At 64.1% G+C, this 17,204-nt stretch carries 13 protein-coding genes and 8 tRNA genes; 2 read left to right on the top strand and 19 right to left on the bottom strand.

Annotated features, from left to right (window positions below; genetic code table 11):
• Positions 1-54 precede the first annotated feature (54 nt).
• The 10 genes from fabV to soxR all read right to left on the bottom strand — a co-directional run bounded on the left by fabV (position 55) and on the right by soxR (position 11,067).
• Positions 55-1,278 carry an enoyl-ACP reductase FabV gene (gene fabV, locus PI246_RS06095; RefSeq protein ID WP_320550415.1) on the bottom strand — a complete coding sequence of 408 codons (1,224 nt, stop codon included), beginning with the start codon at positions 1,276-1,278 and terminating at the stop codon, positions 55-57.
• 357 nt (positions 1,279-1,635) lie between these two features.
• On the bottom strand, positions 1,636-3,546 hold the full coding sequence (locus PI246_RS06100) for a SurA N-terminal domain-containing protein (protein WP_320550416.1): 1,911 nt from the start codon (positions 3,544-3,546) through the stop codon (positions 1,636-1,638).
• 85 nt (positions 3,547-3,631) lie between these two features.
• Positions 3,632-3,708 (bottom strand) — tRNA-Asp (locus PI246_RS06105).
• Between the two features lie 9 nt (positions 3,709-3,717).
• Positions 3,718-3,792 (bottom strand) — tRNA-Val (locus PI246_RS06110).
• A 16-nt stretch (positions 3,793-3,808) separates the two neighbouring features.
• Positions 3,809-4,081 (bottom strand): HU family DNA-binding protein, encoded by a 273-nt coding sequence (locus PI246_RS06115; RefSeq protein WP_320550417.1) that lies wholly within the window; start codon positions 4,079-4,081, stop codon positions 3,809-3,811.
• A 329-nt stretch (positions 4,082-4,410) separates the two neighbouring features.
• The gene (gene lon, locus PI246_RS06120; protein WP_320550418.1) at positions 4,411-6,918 is read right to left on the bottom strand and encodes an endopeptidase La; all 2,508 of its coding nucleotides are present in this window, start codon (positions 6,916-6,918) and stop codon (positions 4,411-4,413) included.
• A gap of 167 nt (positions 6,919-7,085) precedes the next feature.
• Positions 7,086-8,381, bottom strand: a complete 1,296-nt coding sequence (gene clpX / locus PI246_RS06125) for an ATP-dependent Clp protease ATP-binding subunit ClpX (RefSeq protein ID WP_320550419.1) — start codon at positions 8,379-8,381, stop codon at positions 7,086-7,088.
• Positions 8,382-8,483: 102 nt separating this feature from the next.
• Complete coding sequence (gene clpP, locus PI246_RS06130) at positions 8,484-9,110, bottom strand: ATP-dependent Clp endopeptidase proteolytic subunit ClpP (protein WP_407069787.1); 627 nt, start codon at positions 9,108-9,110, stop codon at positions 8,484-8,486.
• Between the two features lie 55 nt (positions 9,111-9,165).
• Positions 9,166-10,458, bottom strand: coding sequence for a trigger factor (tig, locus tag PI246_RS06135; protein ID WP_320550421.1), 1,293 nt, complete (start codon positions 10,456-10,458; stop codon positions 9,166-9,168).
• Between the two features lie 177 nt (positions 10,459-10,635).
• A complete protein-coding gene (gene soxR, locus PI246_RS06140; RefSeq protein WP_320550422.1) occupies positions 10,636-11,067 on the bottom strand; it encodes a redox-sensitive transcriptional activator SoxR in 432 nt (143 codons plus the stop codon).
• 94 nt (positions 11,068-11,161) lie between these two features.
• Here soxR and PI246_RS06145 point away from each other — a divergent pair, with 94 nt between their 5' ends.
• Entirely contained in the window at positions 11,162-12,538 is a 1,377-nt protein-coding gene (locus tag PI246_RS06145) for an MFS transporter (RefSeq protein ID WP_320550423.1), read from the top strand.
• Positions 12,539-12,579: 41 nt separating this feature from the next.
• Here the strand turns inward: PI246_RS06145 and PI246_RS06150 are convergent, their stop codons facing one another.
• The 9 genes from PI246_RS06150 to rlmE all read right to left on the bottom strand — a co-directional run bounded on the left by PI246_RS06150 (position 12,580) and on the right by rlmE (position 16,822).
• Positions 12,580-12,777: a hypothetical protein gene (locus PI246_RS06150; protein ID WP_320550424.1), complete on the bottom strand. Its 198-nt coding sequence runs from the start codon at positions 12,775-12,777 to the stop codon at positions 12,580-12,582.
• A 154-nt stretch (positions 12,778-12,931) separates the two neighbouring features.
• Positions 12,932-13,016: transfer RNA gene (locus tag PI246_RS06155), tRNA-Leu, on the bottom strand.
• Between the two features lie 92 nt (positions 13,017-13,108).
• Positions 13,109-13,184, bottom strand: a tRNA-Lys gene (locus tag PI246_RS06160).
• Between the two features lie 29 nt (positions 13,185-13,213).
• Positions 13,214-13,290: transfer RNA gene (locus PI246_RS06165), tRNA-His, on the bottom strand.
• A gap of 14 nt (positions 13,291-13,304) precedes the next feature.
• A tRNA-Arg gene (locus PI246_RS06170) sits at positions 13,305-13,381 on the bottom strand.
• A gap of 24 nt (positions 13,382-13,405) precedes the next feature.
• Positions 13,406-13,482, bottom strand: a tRNA-Pro gene (locus PI246_RS06175).
• Between the two features lie 140 nt (positions 13,483-13,622).
• A tRNA-Arg gene (locus PI246_RS06180) sits at positions 13,623-13,699 on the bottom strand.
• A gap of 544 nt (positions 13,700-14,243) precedes the next feature.
• A complete protein-coding gene (gene ftsH / locus PI246_RS06185; RefSeq protein ID WP_320550425.1) occupies positions 14,244-16,175 on the bottom strand; it encodes an ATP-dependent zinc metalloprotease FtsH in 1,932 nt (643 codons plus the stop codon).
• Positions 16,172-16,822: a 23S rRNA (uridine(2552)-2'-O)-methyltransferase RlmE gene (rlmE, locus tag PI246_RS06190; protein ID WP_320550426.1), complete on the bottom strand. Its 651-nt coding sequence runs from the start codon at positions 16,820-16,822 to the stop codon at positions 16,172-16,174. The genes ftsH and rlmE overlap by 4 nt, the downstream gene beginning before the upstream one ends.
• A gap of 81 nt (positions 16,823-16,903) precedes the next feature.
• Between rlmE and yhbY the strand changes: the two genes are divergently transcribed.
• Entirely contained in the window at positions 16,904-17,200 is a 297-nt protein-coding gene (yhbY, locus tag PI246_RS06195) for a ribosome assembly RNA-binding protein YhbY (protein ID WP_320550427.1), read from the top strand.
• The last annotated feature ends 4 nt before the right edge of the window (positions 17,201-17,204 follow it).

Here is a 17,204-nt window from a genome sequence, read left to right on the forward strand (position 1 = left end):
TCGCGCGGGAACGACGTCGATCACGACCGCCGCCCCTGCACGCGATGACGCGGCTTAGAGCTGCACCACGTCCCACTGCACGTCGGCGCTCACGTCCGCCGCGTAATCCACGCCGTCGACTTCAAAGCCGAACAGCTTGATGAAATCGTGCTTGTAGCCGGCGTAGTCGGTGTCGGTCCACAGGTTGTCGGTGGTGACGTTCGGCCACAGCGCCTTGCATTCGCCCTGCACGTCGTCGCGCAGCTCCCAGTCGTCCAGGCGCACGCGCCCTTCGGCGTCGGTTTCGGGAGCCGCGCCATCGGCGCGATAGAGACGGTCGTGGAACAGGCGGTTGATCTGTTCGATCGTGCCCTCGTGGATGCCCTTGGCCTTCATGATCTTGAAGACCATCGATACGTAGAGCGGAATCACGGGAATGGCCGAGCTGGCCTGGGTGACCACCGACTTCATCACGCCCACGTAGGAGCGCAGGCCGCGGCTCGCGTGGCGCTCACGCAACTCGACGGCGGTGCGGTCCACGTGTTGCTTGGCCTGGCCCAGGGTGCCGTGCCAGTAGATCGGCCAGGTGATCGACGTGCCGACGTAGCTGTAGGCGATGGTGGTGGCCCCGTCGGCCAGCACACCGGCCTCGGCCAGGGCGTCGATCCACATCGCCCAGTCTTCGCCGCCCATGACGGTAACCGTGTCCTTCACCTCCTGCTCGTTCGCCGGCTCGACGGTAGCCTGCACCACCTGGTCCTTGTTGGTGTCCACCGAGGATGCCGTGAACGTCTCACCCATGGTCTTCAGCGCCGAACGCACGAGGGTGCCGGGCTCACCCATGCGGGTGCCCTCCGGCAGCTTTCGCACGGGCGAAGCGAGCGAATAGACGACGAGATCGACCTTGCCGCCCATCTCGTTGCGGATGATGTCGATCGCCTTGGCGCGCGTTTCGTTGGCGAACGCGTCGCCGTTGATCGACTTCGCGAACAAGCCCTTCTCACGGGCGAGGCGGTCGAAGGCATGCGCGTTGTACCAACCGGCGGTACCCGTCTTCGCTTCGCTGGAGGGCTTTTCGAAGAACACGCCCAGGGTGGCGGCACCGTGACCGAAAGCGGCGGTGATGCGTGAGGCGAGGCCGTAACCGGTGGACGCGCCGATCACCAGCACGTTTTTAGGGCCGCTGGCGAACGCGCCGCTGGCCCGGGTGATGTCGATCTGCTCTTGGACGTTTTTCGCGCAGCCGGTCGGATGGGCGGTGGTGCAGATGAAGCCGCGGACCTTGGGTTGAATGATCACGGAGGGTTCCTTTGACGCGTCAAGGCGGCCATTGTAATCGGCGGGGTGGTCCATGCGCTTCCGCATGGTGCGCCAGGGCGGCACAAAAAAAGGTTCATCGCGGAAGTGCGGGGATGCCGCAAGGATGCAGGCCTTGCCGTCGGCTCGGACGGTGAGGCCCGAGCCTTCGGTGCTGCCAAACGCCCAGGTGCAACGCGCTCTGGCGCTAAAAAGTCACCACAGCGCCACGGCTCGCGGGATCAACCATCCACCGGGCCACAAGGTCGATCGCTGGGATAGTCCCCGCACTTCCGCGATGAACCAAAAAAAGAGCCCCTCCATGGGAGGGGCCCGGGGATCCGCGGCAGCGGCGAACCCTTACATGCGGTCCTGAGCGATCTTGACCTCGGTCTTGGCCCGCAGCGCCTTGATGTAGTCGAGGGTGGCGGCATTGGCCATTGCGTCCATCATCTGGCCACGGATCCCGTCCCGCTCGGCCTTGTCGACCTTGGACGGATCGCCCTCGGTGACCTTGTCGACCGCCACGAGGTCGTACGCGCCGTTACCCGTGCGGACGACCGTCCACGTCGGCTTGCCATCGACCGGGTGCGGCAGGCTGAACGCCTTCATGAGCACGTCCGGAGCGACATCCTTCATGCTGGCGAGCTTGTCGCGCTCGAGCGCGTTGAGCGTGCGCACCGGCGCCTTGGCGATCGTCGCCACGTCGCCGCCCTTCGTGAGCTGCGCCGCGATGTCGTCGGCCTGCTTCTTCGCCATGGCGTCGACGCGTTCGTCGAGAATGCGCTGGCGGATCGCGTCCTTCACGTCGGCAAGCGCCTTCGGCGCGGCGGCGTTGTGCTTGTTGAGGTGCATGACGATCGCATCGCCCTTGCCGATCTGCACCAGCGACGAATTGTTGCCCTGGTTGACGACGTCATCGGCGAAAGCAGCCTGCACAAACTTGGGGTCGGCCGTGACGCCTTCACCACCCTGGCGACCGAACAGCGGCGACGTCTGGATCGACAGGCCCAACTCTTTGGCGACGGGTTCGAGCGAACCCGGGTTGCGCTCGGCGAGATCGGCGAGCTTGCCCGCGCGTTCGTTATAAAGACGGTCGCCCTCGTTCTTCGACCAGTCTTCGGCCAGCTGCGCACGCACCTGCTCGAACGGCTTGGCGTCGCCTTCGCGGGCGTCGCGCAACCAGATGATGTGATAGCCCTCGTCCGGCGACAGCACCGGCTCCTTGGTGATCTCGCCCTTTTTCATGCCAAACAGCGCGGTGTCGAACGCGGCGTTGGCAACGCCCTTCTCCAGCCAGCCGAGGTCACCACCGCTACGCTTGGAACCGAGATCGTCGGAGTTGTCCGCGGCGAGCTTGGCGAAGTTTTCCGGCGTGGCTTCGGCGGCGATCTTCTTGGCCTTGTCGAGCGCGGCCTTTTGCTGCGCCGGCGTGGCATTCTTCGGCACCTCGATGAGGATGTGCGACGCCTCGCGCTGCTCGGGCTGCGCGTAACGCTGCTTGTTCTGGGCGTAGTACTCGCGAAGCTGATCGTCGGTGGGCGCGGTGGCCTTGAGGTCGGCCTGCTTCACTTCGAGGTAATCGACCGACACCTGTTCCGGCGTGGTGTAGTCGACAAGGTGCGACTGGTAGAACGCGTTGATATCGGCGTCCGACACGTTGGTGTCGGTCAGCGACGGACGCGGCAGCTCGACGAGGCGGAGGTCGCGCTTCTGCAGGCGCAGGCGGAAGAACGCGTCGACATCGGCATCGCTGACGATCGTCGTGGCGGCGATCGCCTGCGGCAGCAACTGCGTGGCCAGCGACGCGCGGATCTTGGCCTCGTACATCGCCGGCGTCATGCCCTGCATGTTGAGGATGGCGCGGTAGGCTTCGGGACTGAACTGACCATTGACCTGGAAACCGGGATCGCTGCCGATCGCCTGGCGCACGTCAAGGTTGGAGACCGTGAGCTTGAGGTCGGTATTGGCCTGCTGGAGCAGCGCCTGGTTGATCATGCCATCGAGCACGCGCTGCTTGAACGCGGGTGTTTCCAGGTCGGCCGGCTTGTACGGCGAGTTAGGGTCCTGCGAAAACTGCTGGCGAAGATCGTTGAGGCGGCTTTGCCAGTCCTGCTGCGAGATTTCGTGATCGCCAACCTTCGCCACGTAGGTGTCGACGCGCGAGACGAAGTACGACTCGATGCCGAAGAAGGCGACGGCGAACACGCTGACGCCGAGGACGATGGCGGCGGGCCAGCCGTGGATCTTGTTACGCAGGGCTTGCAGCATGATGCGACTCGCAACGGTTGCGCCGGCAAATCCTAACCGACGTTAGATAAAGCAAAGGCGCCACGCGGGCGCCTTTGCGGACGAATGGCGGAGTGGACGGGACTCGAACCCGCGACCTCCGGCGTGACAGGCCAGCATTCTAACCGACTGAACTACCACTCCACGTTCCGTTGGTGGGTGCTGAGGGGATCGAACCCCCGACCAGCGCCGTGTAAAGGCGACGCTCTACCGCTGAGCTAAGCACCCCTAACGGTCAGACCGGTTAGTTTACGTGATCCTTCAGCGCCTTGCCAGCGGTGAACGCAGGCACCTTCGACGCGGGGATCTTGATCTCTTCGTTCGTGCGCGGGTTGCGACCCGTACGGGCGGCGCGGCTACGCACCTTGAACGTGCCGAACCCGACGACGGCGACGTCGTCACCCTTCTTCAGGGCTTCCTTCACCGCTTCGATCAGGCCTTCGAGCGCGCGACCGGCATCGGCCTTCGACAGCTCGGACTTCTCGGCGATGGCGGCGATCAGTTCGGATTTATTCATTACGTAACTCCTAAAGGTGATTCGAACCGCCGGACGGCGATCCTGGAGGAAAAAGGCTAGGTCGTTGGAGCCAGGTGACCTGGGAATCGACCCCGCGATCGATCGTGCCGTTGCGGCATCGGGTGATTGCGGTGCCGCCTTTATACCAGCGCCCTCCCCCCCACCGCAATACAAGCAATACCAAGGCTTTCAGCACATATGCATGGGCTGAAGAGACTTGCGCACGCGGACGAATGGGATTATTGCGCGTTGACGAATCAGCACCACGAAAACGAAAAGGGCGTACCGGAGTGCGCCCTTGTTCGCGAACGGAAACGATGAAATGGCAATTAATGGGTGACGGACGGCGACTCTTTCGCCTTACCCTTGCCCTTCGCGCGCGGCACCGCCACGCCTTCGCCACCACCCGGCTTCTTCGGGCCCAACGCTCGCTCGAGCGCAAGGTCGAGCACCTCGTCGATCCACTTCACAGGATGGATGTCCAGCGACGATGTGATGTTTTCCGGCAGGTCGGCGAGGTCTTTCCGGTTTTCTTCCGGAATGATCACCGTGGTGATACCACCGCGATGCGCCGCGAGCAGTTTCTCCTTGAGACCACCGATGGGCAGCACACGGCCACGCAGGGTGATCTCGCCGGTCATCGCCACCTCCGAGCGCACAGGCACCTTGGTGAGCGACGACACCAGCGCCGTGCACATGGCGATGCCGGCACTCGGTCCGTCCTTTGGCGTGGCGCCCTCCGGCACGTGGATGTGGATGTCGAGTTTCTCGTGGAAATCGGGTTCGATGCCGAAGCGATCCGCCCGCGCGCGCACCACGCTCAACGCCGCCTGGATCGACTCCTTCATGACATCGCCCAGCTGTCCGGTATGGACCAGACGTCCCTTGCCCGGCACCACCGAGGCTTCGATGCTGAGCAGGTCGCCGCCGACCTGGGTCCACGCCAGGCCCGTCACCAGGCCCACTTCGTTCTGCTGCTCCGCACGACCGAAGTCGAAACGGCGCACACCGAGGTAGTGGTCGAGGTTGGACGCATCCACGCGCACCTGACCCGGGGCGAGCGCCTTGCCCGGCTTGGCGGCTTTGGCGGGGATTTTCTTGACCTTCGCCTTCGCATTGGCCGGCACCGTGCCGAGCGCGAGCTCTTTCACCACTTTGCGGCAGATCTTGGAGACTTCGCGCTCGAGGTTGCGCACGCCCGACTCGCGCGTGTAGTAGCGAACGATGTCACGCAGCGCGTCCTCGGCCACGCTCAGCTCATTGGCCTTCAGCCCATTGGCCTTCAGCTGCTTGGGCAGGAGATATTTCTGCGCGATGTTGAGCTTTTCATCCTCCGTGTAGCCCGGAATGCGGATGACTTCCATGCGGTCGAGCAGCGGACCGGGGATGTTCAGCGAGTTGGCCGTGGCGATCCACATCACTTCGGACAGATCGAGATCGACCTCCAGATAGTGGTCGTTGAACGCGTTGTTCTGCTCGGGATCAAGCACCTCGAGAAGAGCCGACGAGGGATCGCCGCGGAAATCCATCGACATCTTGTCGATCTCGTCGAGGACGAAAAGCGGATTCTTCGTGGCGACCTTGTTGAGGTTCTGCACGATGCGGCCCGGCATCGAACCGATATAGGTGCGGCGGTGTCCGCGGATCTCGGCCTCGTCGCGCACGCCGCCCAGACTCATGCGGACGAACTTACGGTTGGTCGCCTTCGCGATCGACTGGCCCAGCGACGTCTTGCCCACGCCCGGCGGACCGACGAGGCACAGGATCGGGCCCTTCATGCGATCGACGCGCTGCTGCACGGCGAGGTACTCGAGGATGCGCTCCTTGACCTTCTCGAGGCCGAAGTGATCGGCATCGAGGGTTTCCTGCGCGAGGGCGAGATCCTTGCGGACCTTGCTGCGCTTCTTCCACGGCACGCCCACCACCCAATCGAGGTAGTTGCGCACCACGGTGGCCTCGGCCGACATCGGCGACATCTGCTTGAGCTTGTTGAACTCCTGCTTGGCCTTCGCGAGCACGGCCTTGGGCATGCCAGCCGCTTCGATCTTTTTCTGCAGATCTTCGAGCTCGTTGGCGCCTTCTTCGCCTTCACCCAGTTCCTTCTGGATGGCCTTCATCTGTTCGTTGAGGTAGTACTCGCGCTGGCTCTTCTCCATCTGCGACTTCACGCGGCCGCGGATGCGCTTCTCGACCTGCTGGAGGTCCATCTCGCCGTCCACGAGCCCGATGAGCAGTTCAAGGCGATCGCCGACGTCGGCGGTCTCGAGCACCTTCTGCTTGTCGGCCATGCGCACCGACAGGTGCGCGGCAATGGAGTCAGCCAGGCGCGACGGATCTTCGATACCCGACAGCGTGGCGAGGATTTCAGGCGGCAGCTTGCGGCTCTGCTTGACCAGTTGTTCGAACAGCGACACGAGCGAACGCGACACGACGTCAAGTTCGCGCTCGTTACTGCTGTAGATCGGTTCAATGACGCGCGCGCGACCGCTCATCATGCCCGCTTCGTCCTCGAAAGAATCGACGTGCACGCGCGACTGGCCCTCGACGAGTACCTTGACGGTGCCGTCGGGGAGCTTCAGCAGCTGCAGTACGCCGGCCAACGTGCCCACCTGGTGGAGGTCGGCGACGCTCGGATCGTCGATGTCCGGGCTCTTCTGAGCGACCAGCAGGATCTGCCGCTCGCCTTCCATCGCCCGCTCCAGCGCACGCATGGACTTGTCGCGCCCGACGAACAGCGGAATGACCATGTGCGGATAGACGACGACGTCACGCAACGGCAGGACCGGAAGCAGGTCCAGCTCGGCGCCGCTCGTGGTTTGGCTGCGATTCTTCGCCATGTGCTTGGGGTTTCCCTCGAAAAGTTGGGCTCGCCCCGACACTGCGCCGGAGCCGCCATGAACGTCAAGTGGTGGTTTCGTGGAGGCCGATCAAGTGCCCGACCCGAAACGAAAACGGCCCCGGCGCCTGTCGACGCCGGGGCCGCCGGGGCGGCGGAACGGGGCCGTCAGGCCGCGTCGCCGCCCTCCCCCGCGATGCGCTGCTGCTGGAGGTTGCCGCGATAGATCAGGTAAGGCTCGGCCTGGCCTTCGATCACCGCGTCGTCCACCACGACCTTGCTCACATGCTCCAGCGACGGGAGCTCGAACATGGTTTCAAGCAGCACTTGCTCGAGGATGGTACGCAGGCCGCGCGCGCCGGTCTTGCGCTTGAGCGCGCGACGAGCGATGGCGGACAGGGCCTCCGGGCGGAATTCCAGTTCGGCGCCTTCCATCTCGAAGAGCTTGCGGAACTGCTTGGTGACCGCGTTCTTGGGCTCGGTGAGAATCTGGACCAGCGCGGCCTCGTCCAGTTCGTCGAGCGTCGCGACGACCGGGAGACGGCCGACAAACTCGGGAATGAGACCGAAACGGACCAGATCGGCCGGCTCGACGTCGGCGAGCAGCTTGCCGACGTTTTCCGTGCGCGCCTTCGAACGGACCTCGGCACCGAAGCCGATGCCCGTGGTCTCGGAACGCTGCTGGATGACCTTCTCCAGCCCCGCGAACGCCCCGCCGCAGATGAAGAGGATGTTGCGCGTATCGACCTGCAGGAACTCCTGCTGCGGGTGCTTGCGCCCACCCTGCGGCGGCACCGACGCCAGCGTGCCCTCGATGAGCTTGAGAAGGGCCTGCTGGACGCCTTCACCGGAGACGTCGCGGGTGATCGACGGGTTCTCGCTCTTGCGCGAGATCTTGTCGATTTCGTCGATGTAGACGATGCCGCTCTGCGCCTTCTCGACGTCGTAGTCGCACTTCTGCAGCAGCTTCTGGATGATGTTCTCGACATCCTCACCCACGTAGCCCGCCTCGGTGAGCGTGGTGGCGTCCGCGATGGTGAAGGGGACGTTGAGGAGGCGCGCCAGCGTTTCGGCCAGCAGCGTCTTGCCCGAACCGGTGGGACCGATCAGGAGGATGTTGGACTTGCCCAGCTCGACGTCATCGTTCTTCTGGCGCGACTCCATGCGCTTGTAGTGGTTGTAGACCGCGACGGAGAGCGCCTTCTTGGCGCGCGTCTGGCCGACCACGTACTGGTCGAGTGCGTCCATGATCTCGCGCGGCTTGGGAAGGTGAGTGCGACCGGTGGCCGCCTTTTCTTCCAGCTCTTCGCGGATGATGTCGTTGCACAGCTCAACGCATTCGTCGCAGATGAACACGCTGGGGCCGGCAATCAGCTTGCGCACTTCATGCTGGCTCTTGCCGCAGAAAGAGCAGTAAAGAATCTTGCCGCCGTCATTGGAACGGCCCTGCCGCTCGTCGCTCATGCTTTGTGCCCTACTGAGAATCTGGTGCGATTTGAGAATAGCACAGCACTTCGCCCCTGGTTGCCAGGGGCGAAGTGCTGGATTTCAAACGCGAAATGAGAATCAAGCCGAGCGGACGGAATCGACCGCGCGCTTGTCGTGGACCGAGTCGATCAGGCCATAGGCCTGGGCTTCCGCGCCGCTCATGAAGCGGTCGCGCTCGGTATCACGGGCGATTTCCTCCACCGTCTTGCCGGTGTGGTGGGCCAGGATGGCATTGAGGCGCTCACGCATCGTGAGAATTTCACGGGCATGGATCTCGATGTCGGTGGCCTGGCCGGAGATACCGCCCGCCCACGGCTGGTGAATCATGATCCGCGAATGCGGCAGCGAATAGCGCTTGCCGGCCGCACCCGCCGACAGCAGCAGCGCGCCCATCGAGGCCGCCTGGCCGATGCACATGGTGCTGACGTCCGGCTTGATGAACTGCATGGTGTCGTAGATCGCCATGCCCGCGGTGACCGAACCGCCGGGGCTGTTGATGTACAGGTTGATGTCCTTGTCCGGGTTTTCGGACTCGAGGAACAGCAACTGGGCGACGATCACATTGGCCATGTAATCGTCGACCGGGCCGACCGCGAAGATGATGCGCTCCTTGAGGAGACGCGAATAGATGTCATAGGAACGCTCGCCGCGCGAGGTCTGCTCGACGACGATGGGCACCAGGTTGAGGTTCTGGATCGGAGCCATGGACATTCGGTCTCTCCTTCGTATGGGGCCCAAGGGGTAATCGGACGATCGGCGCTCAGGCGCCGACCGGTCGCATCACCTCGTCGAAGCTCAGTGCCTGGTCGGTGGTCTTGGCGTTGTCCGCCACCCACTCGGCCACCTGGTCTTCCATCACGCGGTTCTGCAGTCCCTGCATCAGTTGGGGATCGCCGTTATAGAGTTCAATGACCTTTTCCGGCTCTTCATAGGTAGAAGCAATCGCCGTGAGCATCTCGGCCAGGCGCTTGCGATCGAGGCGGAGTTCGTTCTTGCGCGCGATCTCACCCATCAGCAGGGCAGCGGCGACGCGCTTGCGGGCGAAAGGCAGGGCCTCGGCCACCATCTCCGGCGACGGCTGCTGACCGCGCGGCAGGTTGCCGGCAGCGAGGCTCTGTGCCTCGGCGTTGGCCATCAGGTCGGGCACGTCGAGTTCCGGATAGGCGCCCGCGAGCTTCTCGGCCACTTCGGACTTCAGGCGGGCCATGAGGGTGGCCTTCAGTTCACGCTCGAGGTTGGCGCGGACTTCCTTGCGGAAGGTCTCGATGCTGCCGTCGGCCACGCCGAACAGCTTCACGAAGTCGGCGTCGACGGCCGGGAGGTTGGGCTCCTGCACCTTCACGATCTTGAACGTGACCTTGGCGGTCTTGCCCGCCAGATCCGGGTTGCGGAAGTCGTCGGGGAAGGCGACATCTTGCACCAGGTCGTCACCCGCGGTGCGGCCGGTGAGGGCCTCGTCGAGCGCTTTGAACAGGGTGCCCGAGCCGATCACGCTGCCTGCGCGCTCCAGGCCTTCAGCCGGAAAGCGGTAATCGCCCGCTTCGGCGGCGTATTCGAACATCACGAAGTCGCCTTCTTTCGAGGCGCGCGACACATCGTCGAAGCTACGGCGCTGGGTGCGCAGGGTCTCGATCATCTTGTCGATGTCGGTGTCGGTCACCTCGGCCTTCGGACGGGCGATCTCGAGCGCCGAGACATCGATGGCCGGGAACTCCGGCATCACCTCGAAGGTGGCGGTGTAGGCGATTTCGCCGTCCACGGGATGGCCGGTGGTGTCGACGGACGGATTGGCGATGGGCTGGAGCTTCTCCTGCGTCACGGCGTCGCGCAGCGTGCTGCCGATGAGCTCGGAGAGCGCCTCGCCACGGACCTGCGCGCCGAAGCGCTGCTTGATCACGTTGGTGGGCACCTTGCCGGGACGGAAGCCCTTGAGGCGGACCGTGCGACCCATTTCCGCGATGCGCTCGCTGACCTGCGCCTCCAGGCGCTCGGCCGGGAACTTCACCGTGAGCTTGCGCCCGAGCTTGCCGACATTCTCAACCGAAACCTGCATGACCTCTCCTGAAACCACCACGTGCCGTGGCGCGATGGCGACCATCCGTCGCCGTAACCGAAACAAAGGGACTCGCCGTGAACGCCGGGCCGCCGCGGCGACCCCATCCCCGGTGGCGAAAAACCCCGCAAATGACTGCCCATTCTACGTTTCGCCTTCATACCGCCGCAACATGCCCTAAGCGAACCAGCGCCGTGGGCCTGCCCCGCCGTCCGCCAGGGCATCGCCCGGGTTCGCCAGGGCGCAGGCGGTCAGTGAGAGGCATCCGCAGCCGATGCAATCGTCCAGGCGGTCCTTCAGGTGGGTCAGCTGGACGATGCGCTGCGCCAGCTCATCGCGCCACAACGCCGACATCGCGGTCCAATCGTCCTTGCCCGGGGGGCGCCCGGCCGGAAGCGCGGCAAACGCCCGACCCACGGCATCGAGCGGGATGCCCACCCGCTGGGCCACCCGGATCACCGCCAGTCGACGAAGGACGTCGGCAGGGTACCGGCGCTGGTTTCCGGCCGTCCGCAGGCTGTGGATCAGACCTTTCCGCTCGTAGAAATGCAGGGCGGATACCGCCACACCCGCCCTGCGGGCCACGTCGCCCACGCTCAGCTCGCGCATCGCCTTGACCTCAACATAGGTTAAGGTCGCATGCTGCGCGACACGGGGCCGCGAAGCAAGCGTGAGACACTGCCCGGATGCGGAAGGACTATCCATGAACGTGAGCACGCGAGACGCCGACCTGCATGAGCGCGACGGCACCGGCGGCATCCTGTCCGCGCCATACCGGGCGGCGACGATGGGCATGGTGGCCCTGATCTCGCTGATCGCCTTCGAGGCGCTGGCCGTGACCACCGCCATGCCGACCGTGGCGCGCGAGCTCGACGGCGTCAAGCTGTATGCCCTGGCCTTCGGCGGCGTGCTCGCCACGAGCATCATCGGCATGACCCTCTCGGGTCGCTGGAGCGACGGGCGCGGCCCCGCGCCCGCGATATGGACCGGCTTGGCCGGCTTCGTGGCGGGCCTGTTGATCGCCGGGCTGGCACCGACCATGCCGGTACTGCTCCTCGGGCGTCTTGTGCAGGGCTTCGGTGCGGGCTGTCTGTTTCCCGCGCTTTACGTCATCGTGGGGCGGCTCTACCCCGAGTCGATGCGGCCGAAGGTCTTCGCGTCCTTCTCGGCGGGATGGGTCATACCGGCGCTGATCGGCCCGGCCATCAGCGGCGCGATCGTCGAGCATGCGGGATGGCGCTGGGTCTTCCTCGCCGTACCGGTCTTGGCCGTGCCCGCCGCTGTCGCGCTGCGTGGCGCCTTACGCATGATGGAACGTCCCGCCAGCCCGCCGCCGGTCCAGCCAGGCCGCATGCGCCATGCGGTGGGCGCCTCCCTCGGTGCATGCCTGCTGTTCGTCGCTGGCCAGGAGCATGGATGGCTCGCGGCCGCGTTGTTCCTGCCCGCGATCGCCTTGCTCGTCGGCTGTGGCCGGCAACTGCTGCCGCGAGGCACGCTCTCGCTCGCCCGGGGGTTGCCGTCGGTGATCGCCCTACGCGGCGTGGCGGCGTCTGCTTTCTTCGGCACCGAAGCCTTTCTTCCCCTGATGTTCTCGCACGAGCACGACATGTCGCCGCTGGGTTCAGGCCTGGCGATCAGCGGTGGCGCGCTCGGCTGGTTCTGCGGATCGTGGTACCAGGGCCATTACGCCACCATCTCGCGCCAGGCCCTGCTCCGCCGCGGCACGGCGACGATGCTGGCCGGAACGATCCTCGCAGCCTTGGGCACGTTCCACGGTATGCCGGTCGCAGCGTCTATCGCGGGCTGGGCGTTCACCGGCCTTGGGATGGGTATGGCCTATGCGACGGTGTCGGTCGTGACGCTGTCTATGTCGTCGACGCAGGACCAGGGCACGAACAGTTCGGCGCTTCAATTGTGTGAATCGTTGATGGTCGCCGCCACGCTGGCCATCGGTGGCTCACTTTTCGCCGCCCTGCTCACCGTGTCTTACCCGCTCGCTTTCGCAGCGAACTTCGCGATCACGACAGCGCTCGCCGCGCTTGGCATCATCGTCGCACGTCGCACCGACGCCACGCGGTGAGCAACGCTCCGAAACGCCGCATGGGTGACGCCAAGCCCTTGTTACGCGCCGAACGCGTACGTCGCCGCGCGACGCGGTAACGCTCGGTCAGCCGGTGCATGATGACGCGCGACGATAGTCTCGATGCTCCCACCACGCACCGATGCATCGTGAACGACGACGGCCGCGAACTCATCCACGCGAACCAACACGATGATGGCCGAGACCATGAAGCTCAGCGCCGAAACCGCGAAGATCAACGCGCAGATTCGCTTCTACCCTATGCCGGCAGCAAGCGGGCTCGTCGTGGCGATACGGGGCGCGACGATCGTGCTGGAAGCGATGATCGTCAAACTCGTGCGTTGGCTGCAGGCGCGGTGCGGGCGATACCTGCGCTGGCCAGGCGCTCGAACATGGTGCGAAAGGAGGGACTCGAACCCTCAAGGATTGCTCCGCCAGAACCTAAATCTGGTGCGTCTACCAATTTCGCCACTTTCGCGCGGCAACCCATTCTAGGTGGGCCATTTAAATGCGTACAAGCATTTTCTGAAAAGAAAAAAGCCGACAGTTTTCACTGTCGGCTTTTCAAATTGGTGGGCCGTCTAGGATTCGAACCTAGGACCAATTGATTAAGAGTCAACTGCTCTACCAGCTGAGCTAACGGCCCATAAAACACAAATTGTAACACACTAAAAGTGGGGTGGACGATGGGATTCGAACCCACGACATCCGGAATCACAATCCGGTACTCTAACCAACTGAGCTACGCCCACCATAAAACCTGAACTGGCGCGCCCGACAGGAATCGAACCTGCAACCGTCGGCTTAGAAGGCCGATGCTCTATCCGGTTGAGCTACAGGCGCAGGCACTGTACGTAGAGCACCAAATGGTCGGGGCAGAGGGATTCGAACCCCCGACATCCAGCTCCCAAAGCTGGCGCTCTACCAGACTGAGCTATACCCCGGAACCTCAAGTTTCACCTAATGGACCGGTGAAGCTTTCAGATGCTACGGGTCAAAGCCTAGCCCGTCAATCCGTATGAACACACCACACTTTCAACAACCGCCGCTATCGCATAAACCACTACGATAGCCTGCTTAAAAATGGCGCGCCCGGAGAGATTCGAACTCCCGACCACCAAGTTCGTAGCCTGGTACTCTATCCAACTGAGCTACGGGCGCACACTTAAAAGCTTTGACCCGGTGCCTATCGCTGTGGAGCGTTAGCGCCGTGCCGAGAAGCGGAATTATTCAGATATTGAGGGTGCGCGTCAACACTTTTCTGAAACTTTTTTTCGCGGCGCGGTAACGACGGCGTGGGAATGGACGTCCATACCTGGGTGCGTGCGCTCTGTGGCTGGCGGAATGATCAGCGCCACGCACGACACGGCCGGCGTGAAAGGAAGCGTCGTGGCCGTAGGCGCTACTAACGCGAAAGACGTCGCCGTACCACGCGATCTGTCGGCGGATACCCGATCCGCCCCGGCCCATGGGGTAGACGCTTGATCGCGCCCTGGTAGCGTTCTCGCCGTCCTTGTCGGAGCGCTCATGCGCGTGGCGACTCATCGGCGCGACGATGGCGAAAGGCCGTGTCGACGTCCCGGTCACAGGAGCACCACGGCTCGCACGATCGAACCGTCCACCGGGACGTCAGGTCCACAGACGGATAGCCTTCGGGGATCCGCGATGAACCTGAAAAAAGGGCGGCCATTGGCCGCCCTTCTTCTTACAGTTGCGTGGCCGGCTTGCCGACCTTGTCTGGCGCCGAGCCGGCATCGCCGCGGGGCGGCGGGGGTGGCGTCGGACCCGGCTTCTGCCAATCGGCAGGCGGCCCGGGTTCGCGTCCGGCCATGATGTCATCGATCTGGCGGGCGTCGATGGTTTCGTACTGCAGCAAGGCCTCCGCCATCACGTGCAGCTTGTCGATGTTGGTGGTGAGCAGGTCCTTGCTACGCGCGTAAGCACGATCGAGGATGGTGCGCACCACCTCGTCGATCTTGCGGGCGGTCTCGTTGGAGACGCTCTTGTGCTGCGTCACCGAGCGGCCGATGAAGACCTCGTCTTCTTCCTCGCCGTACATCACCGGGCCGAGCTCGTCGGACAGACCCCACTTGGTGGCCATGTTGCGGGCCATCTTCGTCGCGCGTTCGATGTCGTTCGAAGCGCCCGTGGTGATCTTGTCGTGGCCGAAGATGACCTCTTCCGCGACACGGCCGCCGTAAAGCGAGCAAAGCTGCGACTCGATCGCTACCTTGTTCATGCTGTAGCGATCGCCCTCGGGAAGGTACATCGTGACGCCCAGCGCACGGCCGCGCGGGATGATGGTGACCTTGTAGACGGGATCGTGTTCCGGCACCAGGCGACCGATGATCGCGTGGCCGGCCTCGTGATACGCGGTGAGCCGCTTCTCTTCGTCGTTCATCGCCATGGAGCGGCGCTCGGCGCCCATGAGGATCTTGTCGCGGGCGCGGTCCATGTGGCTCATGCGGACTTCGCGCGCATTCTCACGCGCGGCGAACAAGGCGGCCTCGTTGACCAGATTGGCCAGGTCGGCACCCGAGAAACCCGGCGTGCCTCGCGCGATGGTCATCGCGTCGACGTCCGACGCGGTGGGCACCTTTCGCATGTGCACCTTAAGAATCTGCTCACGACCCTTGACATCAGGCAGACCCACGACCACTTGGCGGTCGAAGCGGCCCGGTCGCAGCAGCGCCGGGTCGAGCACGTCGGGACGATTGGTGGCGGCGATGACGATGATGCCTTCGGTGCCCTCGAAACCGTCCATCTCGACCAGCAGCTGGTTGAGGGTCTGCTCACGCTCGTCGTGACCGCCACCCATGCCGGCGCCGCGATGGCGGCCGACGGCGTCGATTTCGTCGATGAAGATGATGCAGGGGGCGTGCTTTTTCGCCTGCTCGAACATGTCGCGCACACGGCTCGCGCCGACGCCTACGAACATCTCGACAAAGTCGGAACCGGAAATCGAGAAGAACGGCACCTTCGCCTCGCCGGCAATGGCCTTGGCCAGCAGCGTCTTGCCGGTGCCGGGCGGGCCGACCATCAGCACACCGCGAGGAATCTTGCCGCCCAGCTTCTGGAACTTGCCCGGGTCACGGAGGAACTCGACCAGTTCGCCGACTTCTTCCTTGGCCTCGTCGCAACCCGCGACGTCGGTGAAGTTGACCTTGACCTGGTCCTCGCCCTGAAGCTTGGCCCGCGAGCGGCCGAAACTCATGGCGCCCCGGCCACCCGAGCCGGCCTGCATCTGTCGCATGAACCAGATCAACACGGCCACGAAAATGATGATGGGCAACCAGTTGAAGACCAGGCCCAGCAGGGAGAAGCCGTTGTCGGCGGGCTCCTGGCGAAGCTCGACGCCCTTGTCGCGCATCTGCTTGACCAGGTCGCTGGTGGACAGGCCGACCACCGGCACCACGGTACGGTACGCGCCACCGTCCTTCAGCTTGCCCGTGATGGTGGGCGGTGCGGAGGACGTGATCGTGGCGCTCGCGACGTTGCCGTTATCGACCTGCTGCGCGAAGCTCGTGTAGGACATGTCCTGCGACGATCCGCCGTGCGGGTTGAAGGTCTGGAACACGGTCAGAAGGACCACCGCGATGATCAGCCAGAGCAACAGGTTTTTTGCCATCTCGTTCATGCGCGGTTCTCGCCAGGTTGCCGGGACGCGGCTTTCAGGCCGGTCGCCAGCGCATAGACCTCTCGCGAACGGGCGCGGGAGGCCTTCGGTTTACGCATCGTCACGCGACTGAAGTCTGCGCGCAAGTTCTTCAAGTAATCGTCGAAGCCCGCGCCCTGGAACAGTTTCACGAGGAAGGACCCACCGGGCTTCAGCCAGTCGAGGCTGAATTGCCGGGCGAGGTCGCACAGGTCCATGGCGCGAATCTGATCGGCGAGTGCCACTCCGGACATATTGGGGGCCATGTCGGACAGGACAAGGTCGACTTTCTTGCCGTCGAGCATGGCTTCAAGGTCGCGCAGGACCGATTCTTCGCGAAAATCGCCCTGCATGAACTCGACCCCGGCCAGGCCGGTCATCGGGAGGATGTCGAGCGCGATCACTTTGCCGGTGTCGCCAAGGCGCTGGCGGGCCAGCTGCGACCAGCCCCCGGGGGCGGCGCCGAGATCGACGATGGTCATGCCCGGCTTGATCAGCCGATCGCGGTCGACGACCTCCTCGAGCTTGAAGACGGCGCGCGAGCGCAGGCCCTCCGCCTGGGCACGTTTGACGTAAACGTCGTCGAAATGCTCCCGAAGCCAGCGGGAACTGCTCTTGCTGCGTGACATCGGGTGACGACCGGTGAAGTAAGCTGCGGTGTCGCATGATACCCTTTGCGGCCTGTCCGCCGCGAACCGAACCTGAACGCAATGTCGCTCTCCCCTACTCAGCGCCGCTACCTGCGCAGCCTCGCCCACGACCTCCGCCCCGTGATCCTGCTGGGCAACAAGGGCGCCACCGAGGCCGTGGCGAAGGAACTGGCCCAGGCGCTGGACATTCACGAACTGGTCAAGGTCAAGCTCTCCGGTGGCGACAAGGACGAACGCCAGGCCCAGATCGATTTCCTCACCGGGCAGACCGGTGCGGAAAACGTCCAGGAAATCGGACACGTCGTGGTCCTTTTCCGCCGGAACGAGCAGGACCCGAAGCTGGCCCTGCCCCGGTAATTCC

It is taken from the genome of Luteibacter sahnii, from assembly GCF_034063545.1.
Lineage (GTDB): Bacteria > Pseudomonadota > Gammaproteobacteria > Xanthomonadales > Rhodanobacteraceae > Luteibacter > Luteibacter sahnii.

Coding starts and splice junctions, on each gene's coding strand:
- yhbY (WP_320550427.1), top strand. CDS start 16,904: ATGTCGCTCTCCCCTACTCAGCGCCGCTACCTGCGCAGCCTCGCCCAC.
- ftsH (WP_320550425.1), bottom strand. CDS start 16,175: ATGAACGAGATGGCAAAAAACCTGTTGCTCTGGCTGATCATCGCGGTG.
- clpP (WP_407069787.1), bottom strand. CDS start 9,110: ATGGCTCCGATCCAGAACCTCAACCTGGTGCCCATCGTCGTCGAGCAG.
- PI246_RS06115 (WP_320550417.1), bottom strand. CDS start 4,081: ATGAATAAATCCGAACTGATCGCCGCCATCGCCGAGAAGTCCGAGCTG.
- PI246_RS06100 (WP_320550416.1), bottom strand. CDS start 3,546: ATGCTGCAAGCCCTGCGTAACAAGATCCACGGCTGGCCCGCCGCCATC.
- rlmE (WP_320550426.1), bottom strand. CDS start 16,822: ATGTCACGCAGCAAGAGCAGTTCCCGCTGGCTTCGGGAGCATTTCGAC.
- PI246_RS06145 (WP_320550423.1), top strand. CDS start 11,162: ATGAACGTGAGCACGCGAGACGCCGACCTGCATGAGCGCGACGGCACC.
- tig (WP_320550421.1), bottom strand. CDS start 10,458: ATGCAGGTTTCGGTTGAGAATGTCGGCAAGCTCGGGCGCAAGCTCACG.
- clpX (WP_320550419.1), bottom strand. CDS start 8,381: ATGAGCGACGAGCGGCAGGGCCGTTCCAATGACGGCGGCAAGATTCTT.
- lon (WP_320550418.1), bottom strand. CDS start 6,918: ATGGCGAAGAATCGCAGCCAAACCACGAGCGGCGCCGAGCTGGACCTG.
- soxR (WP_320550422.1), bottom strand. CDS start 11,067: ATGCGCGAGCTGAGCGTGGGCGACGTGGCCCGCAGGGCGGGTGTGGCG.